This window comes from Fibrobacter sp. UWS1, from assembly GCF_002300445.1.
GTDB lineage: Bacteria > Fibrobacterota > Fibrobacteria > Fibrobacterales > Fibrobacteraceae > Hallerella > Hallerella intestinalis.
This window is the reverse complement of the sequence record NZ_NSGW01000002.1, coordinates 136,419-150,698: the sequence shown is the minus strand read 5'-3', so window position 1 is coordinate 150,698 and position 14,280 is coordinate 136,419. Positions and strand designations below refer to the sequence as shown.

The window sequence follows — 14,280 nt, the reverse complement described above, 5'->3', positions numbered from 1 at the left end:
TTGTCCTCATTCGTCTTCTTGAATATTTAAAAGTTTCGACGCCGTTTTCCACGACTCCTTATTTTGGAAAGCATCTCGTTCTCCGCCGCCATAACGAGCATGCGCAAATTCATTCAGCAAGGGTTGCCAGCCGTCCAAAAGCCCGTTCTTAGCCAGATCCTCCAGATTGTCGTTTCCAAAACGCCGCATAGCCCATGATTTACAAATTTTTTCCAAATCGAGCAACCACATCCGGCTATCCGCCTTGGCAACCCGTTTTTTCAGCAGCAAAAATTGCTCCGCCAAAGCATCTTCATCTCGCTTTTCCTGTTTTGCTTTCGCCGACAAACGATTTTTTCGCCGCCATAGCAACGCCACAAAAACCGAGAGCAAAACGAAAATTCCCCCGCCCAAAGCAGCATAAGCTCCCAAATGCGCGGGTTCGCCAATGTGGAACATCACGCTTTCGGATTCCAATTCAAAAGGTCCATTCGCCGACGGAATCTGGAAACGCAGCGCCGGAATCGAAACCGTGCCCGTATCGTCCGCAGAAAGCGTCCAAATAAACCGCGTATGAGAAACGGACTTGTCTCCAAGAACTTTGCGAAAATGTTCCTCGCGAACGCCCAGCTGAGTAATTCCCTTGGCATTCGCCGAACTCGCCGGAAGAATCAAAACGGCACTCTGCCCCGCCGGAGCCTGCCAGGAAATATCGACCTTAAATTCAAAAGTATCGCCCTTCAAAATCGTTTGCGGGAGCGAATCCGTGCGAACGGACAAATCCATTTTCACGGGTTCCACGACGGCGTCCACCGCCGCAGAATCTGCAATCATACTATTTTGCAAAGAATCCGTCATCATCGAAAAAGAATATAAAAATCCCCATTTCAAAAACAGTCACAAAAAGTTCATGGAAAAGTAAAAAAGCACTACTTTAGGGAGCGATTAGCAACAAGGAATTCCTACGCCATCAGAATACCCCAAAGCGGCTAGCGATAAAAGGTGAAAAGAAAGCAAAAACGAATAGACACCATGGCTCTTTCAAAAGCCAAATGGATTACAGTTTCTGAATCTCTTCCTCGGAGAGACCAGAGGCATCGGCGATGATTTTCGCGGAAATTCCACTGCTCTTAAGCGCTTTCGCGATTTCCCTGCGCGCATTCAAATCTCCAATTTCAATTCCTTCTTCCCGTCCCCTTTCCATACCGATTCCAATCCCTTCGTCACGACCTTCCTCGTACTTGGCGGCGATTTCCTTCTCTTCAGCCTCGGCGATCGTCTCGTAGCCGTAGGCTTCCGACGCGGTGATGAAATCCATGCGAAGTTCCTCCTTTTGCGTGCTGTTCAGCCAACGCTTCAAATATATAAATGTTTCCGTGGTGAAGCTTTCCGCCTCCTCTCGGAGGAGTTTCGGCATAATAAAGAGCTGAATCCCAATGAGAAAAGCTCCGCACAAAGCGAGGCTTAAGTCCTAAAAATATGAATTATAGATTTCGGATTTCTTCTTCGGAGAGGTCGGAAACATTCGCGATGAGGTCTAGAGATGCTCCATTGTTTTTAAGCGCTTTCGCGATTTCCCTGCGCGCATTCAAATCTCCAATTTCAATTCCTTCTTCCCGTCCCCTTTCCATGCCGATTCCGAGACCTTCCTCGTACTTGGCGGCGAGTTCCTTCTCTTCGGCTTCGGCGATCGTCTCGTAGCCGTAGGCTTCCGACGCGGTGATGAAATCCATGCGAAGTTCCTCCTTCTGCGTGCTGTTCAACCAGCGTTTCAAATATAGAAACGTTTCGTCGAGAAAGCGACCCGCCTCGTCTTTGGGCATGGCGGCCAGTTGCTTAACAGCTTCCCGCAGGTGCACTCCCTTATTTTCCCCGTGGAACGCATAGTTCATCGCCAGCAGAGCGAGGGTCATCTTCGCCGAAAGATTTTTGATGGATTCCGCATCTAGAGCGTCCCCGAGATCCACGAGTTCAAAGACAAAAGGCAGACCGATTTTGTGGTAATACGTCGGATACTGCGGGAACATAGTCTTCGCGTCCAGCTTCCAGCGATCCTTGCCGTTGTAAAAGACAATAGCGACGGTCGGGACGTTCTTCTGGTTCTTGACCATAATGTGGAACCAGTAGTTTATGAGCTGCTTGACGACGGTCGGATCCTTCGCGGACTTGTGCTCTTCGAGGATGCCCACCAGCAAGTCCGTTGATTGTAAATTGGGCGCAGTTCCGTGGTTTGCAATCCTGACGGTAAACGCCAAGTCCGCGTAACCAAAGCTCTCCGTGTCGCTGAAGGACTCGGAAATCTCAGTGAGGGTCGAGAGGTCCACGGTCTTCAGGAACTCGGCAAGGCTCTCGTTTTTTCGGGCAGCAAAGCGCAGTAGCTCGGCGGCGTGCTCAGGCTTCTTGAAAACCGAGCGGAAAAAGGAATCGTGCGGGGCGACATTTTGGGAATTTTCTTTCATAGGTTTCCTCCTTGAAGATGAAATTTTTAAGCCTCCATCTTGTACAACGCTCGAGAGAAGCTTTTGTGGAAACCTTTTTTCGTAAAAAGTTTTTGCGTTGGCAAGAATTAAGGAGGGCCGTTCTCCTGACTGTGCTTCAACTAGTTTGGCAAGCTCATTAAGCGCTTTAACCAACCGCTCTCACGCAAGCGATTTTTTTGAAAATGAATTTTTAGAGCGCGCTTATTCCATCCAAGCACAAAAAAACGCCCGGCATATAACCGGACGCTTTCACAACGAAAATTCAAATCGTACTAGAACGGCTTGACATATTTTCCGTTCATCAGCTGACTCATCATGATATGCAGAATATTGATGAAATAGCTTGAAGCCGACGTTTCCATTATTTGGGCATTGAAGTCCGCCGCACAGGCATCCATCCAGCTGTCGGCTCCCGCCATGGCTGTCAGACACCAAGCACCTTTCCAGTGCAGCGAAAGTCTCGAATTCACAATATCCGGTCCGGCCGATTCATTCCAAGTAAAGTTGGTCGCCGGAAGATTCACCGGATCGCCACCCGACTTGGCAGAAATGAAAGAGTTCAAGGTGTTCAACACCTGTGCAGCACGATCATCCTGGAACCAGTAGTAATCCCAAGCGAGACGCCACGGAATACGCACCGATTCCTTGTTAAAGGTCCAATAGGTCTTGTCCGCCGAGTTGTTGTTCGGATTCACCGCCACTCCAGCACCATTGCTCCAATCCGGGAAAACGCCAGTTCCCGCCTTTTGAACCTGCTGCATATACGCATATTCGGCATTCAGTACACCCGTCCAATCGTGATTGGGGTCCACCATGGCAAACAGGCGCAGTGCAACCGGAGAGAAGTAGCTCAAGTTATAAACCGGATCGCTTCCGGTCCACATAGGCGTGTCACCCGAATAAATCAACAGATTGGATTTGTTGATTTCGTGTTCCCAAAGGGCGGCGACCAAAGTCAAAGCGTCTTCCAAATACGCCGAATTTCCCGTCATATAATAGGCGACGATCAAGGAGGTAGCGATGTCCAAATCGGCATCGGTTGCGCTGGCGTCATCAGGAATAGTCCAGGAAAACGAAGCGGTGAGCCAAGGCATCAAGCCGTTTCCTCCAGCATAAGGTGTATTGCGATACGCCTTGCTGTAAATCCAAAGACGATTGAAAGCGTCCCAGTCACCGGCAAACAAGGTAATCAGCATACCATATCCAATACCTTCCGATACCGTACAGCCACGTTTATACATCGGCGAACCACTTGCTTCATCAATCCAGCAGTTGTTGTTGGTGGAAGTGGACCAGATAACGCGACCAGCAGACAAACCCTGAGCAATATACGGGGCAAAGATTTCACCAAATTCAGCTCCCCAATTCGGATATCTGGTCGCTTCGTCTTCCAATGTTATGTAATGGAAATCTTTCCACACAGGATACAACGCGTCCGGATACTGGGCGTTTGCCGTAGCAGGGAGCCTGCCGACCTCCGACTGCGCCCCACCGGAAGAACTACCCGGCACAACAATCGAAACCGACGAACTCGAATTAGAATCATCCCCCGACGACGAGCTGCTGTCTGAACATGCGCTCAAACCAAACAAAGCGCACAACGCTAAAGAACAAATCGGAAACTTAAACTTCATAGGATCTCCACAAATTTTCGCATCGCAAAATACGATTTTAGAACACCCTAAATATATACAGCACGCCTAAAAAAGAAAGCAAAATTTTCACTTACAAAAAAAGAATGGAATCTGTATCACAGATTCCATTCCATTTTCCAAAATTTGGACTCAATTACTTGAGAACGATCTTCTGGCTGAGGTTTGCCTGACCAGCAACACGAACCATGTAGATACCGGCATCCATGTTGGCGAGATACAGGGAAGCGTTGGCAGAGTTGAGAACGCTCTTCAGCATCACCTGACCCTGGAGGTTGAGAATTTCAACCGTTGCACCAGCCTTGACACCGGAGAGGGAAAGGGTGCGACCAGCAACAGAAGCTTTCAATGCAGAAGCAGCCTTTACAGACTGGATAGCAGCAGAGCCATCGCACTTGCCGTATTCACCGATAGTCGTGATGTTAAATTCGGTGGTAGCACCAGCCTTGCCGGCCATCTTGAACTTGACAGCAGCGGTCTTCGCAAGAACTTCAGACTGATTGACTTTCTTGCCCCAACCGGCTTCCTGCTTAAAATCGCTCCAAGCGAGGTTTACAACCGTTGGAGCCGCTGCAATCTTCAACGCAGCCTTGTAGTTGTTGTATTCAGTCACAGTGCCTTCGTCTTCCGGAGAGATTTCGAGTGCCGGAGCAATGCCCGTGGATTTGTAACCAATGCAAATACCACCCCAGCTAGAAACATCCTCACCCTTTTGGTCGCCGCCGGAAACGTTGAAGCCGACCCCCACGAACGGGTAGTCAAAGCCAGCACCCAGAGACACGGTTGCGCAAAGGCCGCCACAGTGATCAATAATCGGGTCCAGAGCATTGTCGTCATATTCATTGCCAGGACCAACAGGCCATGTAATGGTGGAAGAACCGCCATCGTTGGCATCGTTATAATCATACCAATAGCCGTATGTGTTTGTGCCATCGTCAAAACCCGTTTCGACACGGTATTCGCCATTGGCACCTACCCAGGTGTCCAAGCCGAAAGACATGGTCACTGCGGCAAGAACGGCGGTTGCTGCAAAGATTTTCTTGTTCATAGTTTTCTCTCTCTTGTTAATGTGAATGTCCAGTAAGGACGGTTTGCCATTTAATATATCTTTTTTCCGCAAAAAAGAAAGAGATTTTTTTCTACGCTAACTTTTTTTTTCAAAAGACTCCATCATCAAGATCTTTTCCTATTGTTAATTCTTTTTTACTTTTCAAAATTGACGCAAGACACTTTTAGAATTTTATCCAAATTACACAACGCATTCTTTAATAATTTTATACACGAAAAAAGCTCCCCGTTCAAAATTTATCGCTTATTTTTGGGAATATATGAAAAATTTATCGAAATCCTTTCTATTGTTTCTTGGCTTTGCTGCGTTTTCCGTGGCAAACGCCGCCCCCCAATATCCCTTTCCGCAAAATAAGGCTTATCCCTATGGCAACACGTTTCAATCTGCCGTAACGGACTCCATCAAAAGCCATTTCAATGTTTGGAAAAAGGCGTGGTACACCGAAGCGGGAACATTTTACGCCAAATACGGCGGCGCATCCGAAAACGCCAATAAAGCAATGCCCTCGGGAACAGCGCGAATCATCAGCCCGAACTCCCATGCCGAACTTTCCGTTTCGGAAGGCATCGCCTACGGAATGCTCCTGATGGTCTATATGTCCTCTACAAATGAAGATCACCAGTCGGAATTCGACAAGCTATGGAAATACTGGAAGTGCTACGGCAAAGGTCTGAACGGCAACGGTTGCAGCAGCTGGAGCGGTCAAGGCATGGAATGGCAGGTGGACAATTATGACGGAAGCATCGGTTCCGGTACAGCAAGCGATGCCGAATTTGACGCAGCGGTCGCCCTGGTGATGGCATCCAAACAGTGGAACAACCCCACCTACCTCAACGAAGCCAAACAGCTTATCGCCTGGATCAAAAGCAACGATATGAATAGCGACGCTTCCATCCGTCCGGGCAGCAACTGGAACGACGCCTTTAATCCCAGCTACGCTGCCGTCGCCGCATTCCAGCTCTTTTACGAAATTACCAACGATGCCTTTTGGCAAACCGCAGTGGACAAGGCCACAAGCGAAGTACAGCTTTGCCAAAATGCCAAAACGGGACTCATGCCCGACTGGTGCGACTGGAACACTCACCAGCCTACCGAAACAAACGCATCGGTCACCAGCGGCTATCTCGGATTTTACAACGATGCGACCCGTACGCCATGGCGCATGGCGTGGGGCTACGCCTGGTATGGCATTTCGAAAGCCAAAACATCCAACGATAAAATCGTTCCGTGGCTGGATTCCGCTTCCTATGGTTACGCCGGCATGATCCTGCCGGGGTACAATGTGGACGGCTCTTCGGACAACGACGTCTATGTTTCCTCTGATTTTACCGGAGGCCTAGGTCTTTCTATGCTTTCCGCAGACGATCCCAAATCGTATTTAGAAGGCCTTTACTACACTTTGTCCAATACCAAAGGCAAGGATTCCCTCCGCGCTCAGGTCGGCGAAGAATATTTTGCATCGACCTTGAATGTTCTGTATATGCTTCTGCTCACCGGCAATATGCCCAATTTCTACAACATGACCAACTACACGGACTTTGTTCCGAATCCGGCCAATGTGCAGACCCCCAAACAGCCCATCGGCGTTTTGCAGGACACAGCTCTCCAGCCCACCATTTCCGGTCTTGCCCACTGGGGAGTCTATTCCGATGACCTCGGCGTAACCAAAATGTTCCCCGATTCGGGAAGTTCGGGCATTTTCCAGCAGACTGACGGAAAAAACATCGCTTCAATGGAAATGTTCATCGCCCCGGAACCCACCTACAGCACCGATCCTAATTTGAAATACCCATTTGCCGGAATCGCCTGCTCCTTTGATTCTGAGCAGTCCTACCACGATTTGAGCGACCTTGCCAACGTCCGCATTACCTACCGTAGCAAAGGGGTTATACGTTTCGCCCTTCTAGACCAGGAAACCCTGAATCAGGACAAAGAAGGTGGCGAACCCGGCTACTTCCTGCAACCGACGGACGACGAATGGAGAACTATCGATATTGATATCACCGCTAATGCAAACAACGATTTCAACACTCTCACCTACCCTGCATGGACAAATCTGAATGGAGTCATCAGCGCCAGCGATGTTCTCAAAGCCGTACGCGGCATTAAATTCGACGTGAAAATGCAAAAAGCGGGCTACGCATCCTTTGACCTTGCCGAAATCGCTTTGCAGGATCGCAACGGAAATGTTGTCAAAGCATTGAGCGGGCAAAATGCCATTCCCAAAACGGAAGCACTAACCAAGGCTTTGCTCCGTCAGAGCGGCAACATCGTCCATTTCAACGCCGTCGGGAACAACGCCAAACTCAGCGTTTACAACCTGAACGGGACGCTTCTTTCCACCAGGATGCTGAATGGCTCGGGCGAAATCGCCCTGGACGAACTGGCACCAGCCCGTGGGCTTTACGTTTTGCGTCTTTCAACGGCAAAAACATTGCAGTTCTTGAAAATTCAAAAATAAACTTTCTCGGGATTGGGTCCTTTTTTAGGAGAATTTTATGAAAACATTCACCAAGTTTCTTTGCGCAAGCGTGTTGGCGTTTTCTGCAACAGCTTTTGCCGACGTCAGCTCTGCCAAACCGATTCGCGTAGGTCCCGTCCAAAATTATGGAGCCCTTGGCACTAGCGGCAGCAAAATCATCAGCCTAAAAAACAACAAACAAGTGGTTTTGCGCGGAGTAAGCCTTTTCTGGTCGGACGCCACCGGCTCACAATACTACAATCCCGAGGTCATTTCCTGGGCAGCTAAAAATCTGGGAATTGACGTGTTCCGTTTTGCCATGGGCATCGAATATTACAAAGCGGATGAGAGCGACCCTTTGGACGAAAACTACTCCTATAAAGGCAATCCCAGCAGCAATTTGGCATCGCTGGAACAGATGGTGGAAGCCGCTATCAAAAACGACATTTATATTATCATCGACTGGCACAGCCACCGCGCCACAAATGAGCAGGATCTGGCTTTGGCGTTTTTCTCCCAGGTGGCGCAGAAATACGCCGATGTCCCCAATGTGATTTTCGAAATTTTCAATGAGCCGGTAAATCAAAGCTGGTCGGAAATTTCCAATTACGCAAACACCATTGTACCAAAGATTCGCCAATACACGCAAAACTTAATTCTTGTCGGCACGCCGAGCTGGTCGCAACTTTCTTCATACGGCGGAGTCAGCGGAACCAATATCGCCTACGTTCTTCATTTTTATGCTGGTACGCACAGCGTCAGCACTTACGGAACTAGAGCCACCGCCGCTATGAACAGTGGAAATGCCGTTTTCATTTCGGAATGGGGAACCACAAGTGCCGACGGAAAAGGGACAGCCAACGAAAGTGCCACAAATGAATGGCTCACGTTCATGGATCAGAACAATATCAGCAACTGCAATTGGAGCCTGCGCCAATACCGAAGCACTGTCGATAATTCTGAAGAGGGCTCCGCCATTTTTGACGGTTCCGAAAACTTGACTACCCAAGAGGCATTGAATAATGCAAGCTACACCGCCTCTGGAACCATCGTCAAAAACTATCTTCAAAAACACATTCGCCCCTGGGCGGACTCCCTTGTCGCAGGCAAATCCGGCTCCTGCCACTTCAAAAGCAAGACCGTCAGCGAAACCGCCGGTTCTGTGGATTTAACAGCAGGCTGCTCTTACACGTCCAGCAATACCGAAGCCGTTTCCGTATCTGGTTCCACGGCATCCATCGTTGGTGCAGGCTTTGCCATTCTTACCGGAAATGACGGTTCCGAATCCGTCATCGTCGTCGAAGAGGAACCCAAGCAAACCTCCGAAATCACGGATTTTACCTGCCGCTATGGGGGAAACTGCTCTCAAGGCCACGAAATGAGAAATTACACGGGCAGCAGCGATTTTGAAACCCTTCTAGCAAAAAAATCGACTACCGTAGAGGGAGGGAAGATGTCTTTCCAATCTTTGTCCCCGGACCTTTTCTCGGTCAAAATGGGAATCTGCAACAATAAAAACTATTGTTATGGAGCAACATACGGAGTCTCGCTGCCCATGCTTCAATTTACAGGATCCTATGGCGAAGGAAAAATTGTCGTGTCCGCCCCGGCAGTCACTGGATATCGCGCATTAAATGATACCATCACGGTTATTTTTGCAAAAGGACAACAGCGTCTTCATTCGAAATTCAAAAACCGCACGCTCACTCTTGGCGAACTCAGCGAAGCAAACGCACTCCCCGACACCACATTAAATGGAGGAACCGCTACCAGCTATACCTACAACGATCAAGAATCAACGCCTTACCTAACCAAGTTGGCAACACAAATCCAAGCGGGAACAAGCAACGCCATAGTCCGCATTACCGCGTCAGCTCCGGAAACGGAAAACTGGGAAGCATTCCAAAAAAGCATTACGGTGATCATCGGTGACAGCGCTTTGGCTTCCGCAGAAAATAAAGAAGAATACTACGCTACTCCCATTATTGCTTCTGCAAAAATCGCACCGTTCCGCACCGAGATTCAACACGGCAGTCTGCTTTTGCAAATCCCTCAATCCGGATGGGTAAACTGGGCAATTTATACGTCGGCAGGGAAAGTAATTTCCAAGCAAAAACAGAACCTTTCCGCCGGAACCCACCTGATTTCTTTGCAAAACATTCCGACGGGTTCTTACATTCTTCGCGTTCGCCAAGGCTCCAAGCAGGCGTCTTTCCATTGGAATAAACACTAATATTATACAGTATTCCCCCAAGTCCGCTTTCGCGGACTTTTTTATGCCATCAGAACAGGAGTTTTTTTTGAAACAAGAATTTCTCACGAGCATTTCTATTTCGGAAAAGAAGTTTTCCTGCGGGTAGGGAGTGCAGCGTTCACAAACAAAAATGCGCTCTTTCGTACGGTGTCCTTTCACGGGAAAGGGGGAAGAACAGAGTGGCAAAGCCCGCCACCTTTCCTGCTCCAACCAGATGGGTACAACATCTTGCCCGCTGCTGCGGGCGGCAATACTTTTTTGCGCGGACATCATTTTTTGAGGGAAATTTATTTTCTGGACAATATTGTGCAGCACTTCGTCGCATCAAGAGTTCCTCCCGACGAACACGATAAGGACGACTTCTTCCGCAGCGTTCATTCCTCACAAAATCTTGCATTCATCGGTTGCTGAACCAGTCGAAGTACCCTTTTCTAGAAACTCGGGACGTTCCGTAAGCCGAGCTTTGCACTTAAAAACTTGAACTATATTTTTATAAGAGAAGATGAAAAACGGCGGGATGACGTTTTCCCTGAATTTAACGATTATCCAACACAAAACGGGAATTGAGATCCAAAAAGAAATTATATAGTCGTCCCTTAAAATCTCGTCCAACCCGCATAACTATTGGGGAAAATTGATTTCTACCCTGTGAAATTATTGCAAGGATTTCTAAAATGGGATTAAAAACCTTGCAATTTTTCCCATGTACAGACCGCCAAAATCCTCCGCCCAGACAAGCCTTTTCTGTTCCCTTGAGGAGCAGTTGAACCACAAGCATCCCCTTTACGTTCTTGCGAACAAGATTGACTGGAACAAGTTCGAGACCGAGTTTTCGAAACTGTTTGACGACAAAATGGGTGCGCCGAACAAGCCGATCCGTCTCATGACCGGGCTTATCATCCTGAAGCACATCCGCAACGTATCGGACGAGTCCGTCGTGGAGCAGTTTCAGGAAAACGCCTATTACCAGTATTTTTGCGGAGAACGGTTCTTCTCGACGGAGCAACCCTGCGACCCGAGCGAACTTGTTCACTTCCGGCACATGATTGGCGAAGCGGGCATGGACATGATCCTCAAGGAAAGTATCCTCGTCAACGATGACCACGATAAACAAGGACCGACAGGATGCGGCACGGTCTTTCTTGACACGACCGTGCAGGAAAAGAACATCACGTTCCCTACAGACGCCAAACTTGCGAACAAGATAATAGAACAGGTACAGAAAATCGTGGAAGAACACGGCCTTCCGCAGAGACAGTCCTACAAGAGAACCTTGAAGAAGGTCCATCGTGACCAGCGTTTTCGCAATCACCCGAAGAACGCCAAGAAGGCGCGCAAGGCAGATCGCAGGCAGAAGACAATCGCGGGACGGCTCGTCCGTGAATTAGAGCGAAATCTCGCCAGCAAGAACTTGTTGAACACGTACAAAGAAAAAATCGAGCTTTTCAAAAAAGTTCTGGCACAGAAGAAATGCGACAAGAACAAAGTCTATTCGCTACACGAACCCGAAGTAAAATGCATCGGCAAGGGCAAGGAACACAAGAAATACGAGTTCGGCAACAAGGTGTCAATCGCCCGGAGCTACAGCGGCATCATTGTCGGCGCGGTCTCGTTCAGGGACGAGTATGACGGACATACGATAGACGATACGCTTGACCATGTCGAACAAATGCTTGGATTCAGGCCGAGCCAGGCCGCATGCGACCGAGGCTACCGCGGACAAAAGGAATCCGGAACGACAAAGATCGTGATACCGGACGTCCCGAAGAAAAACGCGACTTACTACCAGAAGGAAAAGGCTCACAAGCTTTTTTGCAAGAGGGCAGGCATCGAGCCTATCAACGGCCACCTGAAAAGCGACCACCGTATGGGTAGAAATTTCTACAAGGGAATCTTTGGCGACATGCTCAATGCAAAGCTTGCAGCAGCGGCGTTCAACTTCAAGAGGGCCATGAGGCGCTTTTTTGTCCTGTTGGAATGGCTATACTTTTTTTGCCTTCTGTGGAACGGAATGAACAAAAAATGCGAACGTCCTTATCTTGCGCTCGCAAAGTGACTTTTTAAGGGTAGACTATATACAATCCTCCATCAAATACTCTCAATGAAAAATTTTCCAAAAGTGTGAACATCTTTTTCGCAAGAGCGAACTTTTTTTCAAACGAGGCATTTCACAAGGGAACTTCTTTTCAAAATGGAGAAGCTCTTCACAACGTGAATTTTTCAAAGTGGTGAATTTTTTTTCAAAAGATGAACTTTTCTCGCCAACAACGAGATGCTTCACCGCTTTGAAGAAAATGCAAAACGCCCCCTTTTCCCTTCACCCGATCCCCTCCTTTGGCAATGCGAAAATCTTTAGTGATTACAAGCAAATCGGGTGGAATTTTTCATATAAGTCCCATACAAAAAACGCTGCGACTCCGCAGCGTTTTGGAAAATTCTGTTCAAAATTATTTCTTTTTCGACTTGTAATTCACATCCGGACGAAGTTCCAGCCCGATCGTCACCAACAACGAAACCAGCGGTTCATGATGGTCCTGCGAAAGATCATAAGCAGCGACTCCCGCATAACCATTGTTCTTGACAACTTCCGAAAGAGCTTTCACCGAAGGAATTCCCATAAATACAATGGACTCCATATCGCTCACAGCCACTTCCGACTTGGTCGCTTCATCAAAAGAAACCTTGTAATCCGGGGAATCGAACTTGGTCATCAATTCCTTATAAGAAATCAAGCCTTCGTTTCCGCTGCCAATTCCCGACTGCGCATCGCCCAAGCCCTTGGCTCCAGCAAAGCTCTTGCCGTAAAAAAGCACAACAGGAACAAGCTTGTCTTTATCTACGCCCTTGGAAGTCAAAGCATTCATCGCTTCTTCAAAAACGGCAGTGCTCTGATTCGGTTTAAGCTCAGAAACCTCTTCGGTCATCTGATCCGGAACAAAAACCGTTACATAATCCGCTTGATTTAAAGCTTCTGCAGAATAGGCTTCAACAGCGGGAAGGTAAGCCGTCACCGACACAATCTTGTCGCCAAGACCTTCTTTTAATGCGGCAACCATCTTAGCAAAATTTTCCGCATTTTCTGTGGTTAGATTCTGCCAATCCAATTCCAGCCCCGCCGCATTATTTTCGGCGAGCCAAGAAGAGACATTGCTTACAAAAGTTGAACGCAATTCGTCAGAGGCAGCGATTTCCGCCAAAGTAGCCTCTTGCTCCATTCCGCCAACCGAGACGATCAACTTCACGTTGTTTTCGCTAGAAAGCTTCGCCAATTCCTTAAAATTTTCCACATCGTTTTCATCCGCAAAGGCGAGAGAACCGTCAGATGCGGGAGAAAGCGACACATAATGAATATGCGTCACCATGTTATAGCGAATATCTTTCGGAGCAAACTGGGAATACTGGCTCCAATACGGGAAATATCCCACTACCTTATCAGCAGCGGCATTGGCAATCGTCGTCATGCCCAAGGCAAAAGAAAGAGCGATCAATTTCAAGTTCATAAGAATCCTCACTCCGCAATTTCGCGGATGATACCGTCATCATCGCAATAAAGTTTAACAGCCGGATATGTTTCCGTCTGCACGGGATTATTCTTTTCTTCATCTGTACAGATTCGATACGCCCAGCCATGAGACTGACCATACATGATAAATTGAAGAGCAATCACGTCCATATTCAAATCGTTCTGCAAAAGCGATTCCAGTTCGACCAAATCCAGCAGATTGTCGTTGAAGTTGAAGTTCACCAGGCGTCTCCTCTTGTCCTTTGGAATTTCTCCCTCGGTTCTGGTCTCTACAACTTTGCAATCCGTTGAATCCACGACTGTTCCCGTGTTACTTGGCGAGCGATTTACAATTGTATTAAGTACGCCGTCAATGTCAAAAGCAACCGGCTCCGTTTTGAGAGAATCCGAAAAACCTTCAACCCTGATAATTTTTCCAGCGGCATCATAGGTGATTTCGCCAAGCCAGACTTTTAACGCTTTCAATGTGTCGGGCTTAACAGTCACATAAGTGGTATCCAGGCCACAGACCGTTTCGCTGATAACGTTTGGAGTCCAGTCTTCCACCCAAAGCTCTTCGCTATAACCGGCAAAATATGGATTCACATAAATCTGGTGCAAAGAAGCCGTGTCCGCAAAAAATGCGGCAGTATCCGCAGCAATCGCTTCGCTTTCCAGCATCAGCGAATCATTGTGAGCTTTGATAAGATCCTGAATTTGCAGACCGGCCAATTCAGGATGAACCGAGAGATAAGCTTCTACAGTAAAATCTTTCGGGTAGTTTCCTTCCAAAGCTTCCGATGAAGAAACATCCATCGAGGAGCAAGCCGTGATAGCCACAGCACTCAATGCCATAAAAAGATTAAGAGTTTTATTCATCATA

General features: G+C 48.0%; 10 protein-coding genes. 3 read left to right on the top strand and 7 right to left on the bottom strand.

The features are described 5' to 3' along the window. Nucleotides 1–6: 6 nt before the first annotated feature. From BGX14_RS10580 to BGX14_RS10560, 5 genes are all read right to left on the bottom strand, one after another. On the bottom strand, nt 7–840 hold the full coding sequence (locus tag BGX14_RS10580) for a hypothetical protein (protein ID WP_073302798.1): 834 nt from the start codon (nt 838–840) through the stop codon (nt 7–9). A gap of 196 nt (nt 841–1,036) precedes the next feature. Further along, nucleotides 1,037–1,297 (bottom strand): hypothetical protein, encoded by a 261-nt coding sequence (locus BGX14_RS10575; protein ID WP_198951200.1) that lies wholly within the window; start codon nt 1,295–1,297, stop codon nt 1,037–1,039. A gap of 166 nt (nt 1,298–1,463) precedes the next feature. Then, on the bottom strand, nt 1,464–2,438 hold the full coding sequence (locus BGX14_RS10570; RefSeq protein ID WP_095879873.1) for an Rpn family recombination-promoting nuclease/putative transposase: 975 nt from the start codon (nt 2,436–2,438) through the stop codon (nt 1,464–1,466). Nucleotides 2,439–2,731: 293 nt separating this feature from the next. After that, nucleotides 2,732–4,093, bottom strand: a complete 1,362-nt coding sequence (locus BGX14_RS10565; protein ID WP_095879872.1) for a glycosyl hydrolase family 8 — start codon at nt 4,091–4,093, stop codon at nt 2,732–2,734. A gap of 154 nt (nt 4,094–4,247) precedes the next feature. Next, the gene (locus tag BGX14_RS10560) at nt 4,248–5,159 is read right to left on the bottom strand and encodes a T9SS type A sorting domain-containing protein (RefSeq protein ID WP_095879871.1); all 912 of its coding nucleotides are present in this window, start codon (nt 5,157–5,159) and stop codon (nt 4,248–4,250) included. 280 nt (nt 5,160–5,439) lie between these two features. On the opposite strand from BGX14_RS10560, the gene BGX14_RS10555 reads away from it, so the two are divergent. The 3 genes from BGX14_RS10555 (at nt 5,440) to BGX14_RS10540 (ending at nt 11,951) form a co-directional block, all read left to right on the top strand. Next, nucleotides 5,440–7,641: a glycosyl hydrolase family 8 gene (locus BGX14_RS10555; RefSeq protein ID WP_073302801.1), complete on the top strand. Its 2,202-nt coding sequence runs from the start codon at nt 5,440–5,442 to the stop codon at nt 7,639–7,641. A 37-nt stretch (nt 7,642–7,678) separates the two neighbouring features. Next, entirely contained in the window at nt 7,679–9,874 is a 2,196-nt protein-coding gene (locus tag BGX14_RS10550) for a cellulase family glycosylhydrolase (RefSeq protein ID WP_095879870.1), read from the top strand. Between the two features lie 724 nt (nt 9,875–10,598). After that, on the top strand, nt 10,599–11,951 hold the full coding sequence (locus BGX14_RS10540; protein ID WP_198951199.1) for an IS5 family transposase: 1,353 nt from the start codon (nt 10,599–10,601) through the stop codon (nt 11,949–11,951). Nucleotides 11,952–12,342: 391 nt separating this feature from the next. On the opposite strand, the gene BGX14_RS10535 is transcribed toward BGX14_RS10540, so the two are convergent. Both BGX14_RS10535 and BGX14_RS10530 read right to left on the bottom strand, forming a co-directional pair. Further along, a complete protein-coding gene (locus BGX14_RS10535) occupies nt 12,343–13,395 on the bottom strand; it encodes a glycoside hydrolase family 18 protein (protein WP_073302804.1) in 1,053 nt (350 codons plus the stop codon). 8 nt (nt 13,396–13,403) lie between these two features. Further along, a complete protein-coding gene (locus BGX14_RS10530; RefSeq protein WP_143159318.1) occupies nt 13,404–14,279 on the bottom strand; it encodes a hypothetical protein in 876 nt (291 codons plus the stop codon). Nucleotide 14,280 lies beyond the last annotated feature (1 nt).

What these genes read in the sequence shown, in the direction of transcription:
- BGX14_RS10580 (WP_073302798.1), bottom strand. Translation starts at nt 840, where the DNA reads ATGATGACGGATTCTTTGCAAAATAGTATGATTGCAGATTCTGCGGCG.
- BGX14_RS10575 (WP_198951200.1), bottom strand. Translation starts at nt 1,297, where the DNA reads ATGGATTTCATCACCGCGTCGGAAGCCTACGGCTACGAGACGATCGCC.
- BGX14_RS10570 (WP_095879873.1), bottom strand. Translation starts at nt 2,438, where the DNA reads ATGAAAGAAAATTCCCAAAATGTCGCCCCGCACGATTCCTTTTTCCGC.
- BGX14_RS10565 (WP_095879872.1), bottom strand. Translation starts at nt 4,093, where the DNA reads ATGAAGTTTAAGTTTCCGATTTGTTCTTTAGCGTTGTGCGCTTTGTTT.
- BGX14_RS10560 (WP_095879871.1), bottom strand. Translation starts at nt 5,159, where the DNA reads ATGAACAAGAAAATCTTTGCAGCAACCGCCGTTCTTGCCGCAGTGACC.
- BGX14_RS10555 (WP_073302801.1), top strand. Translation starts at nt 5,440, where the DNA reads ATGAAAAATTTATCGAAATCCTTTCTATTGTTTCTTGGCTTTGCTGCG.
- BGX14_RS10550 (WP_095879870.1), top strand. Translation starts at nt 7,679, where the DNA reads ATGAAAACATTCACCAAGTTTCTTTGCGCAAGCGTGTTGGCGTTTTCT.
- BGX14_RS10540 (WP_198951199.1), top strand. Translation starts at nt 10,599, where the DNA reads ATGTACAGACCGCCAAAATCCTCCGCCCAGACAAGCCTTTTCTGTTCC.
- BGX14_RS10535 (WP_073302804.1), bottom strand. Translation starts at nt 13,395, where the DNA reads ATGAACTTGAAATTGATCGCTCTTTCTTTTGCCTTGGGCATGACGACG.
- BGX14_RS10530 (WP_143159318.1), bottom strand. Translation starts at nt 14,279, where the DNA reads ATGATGAATAAAACTCTTAATCTTTTTATGGCATTGAGTGCTGTGGCT.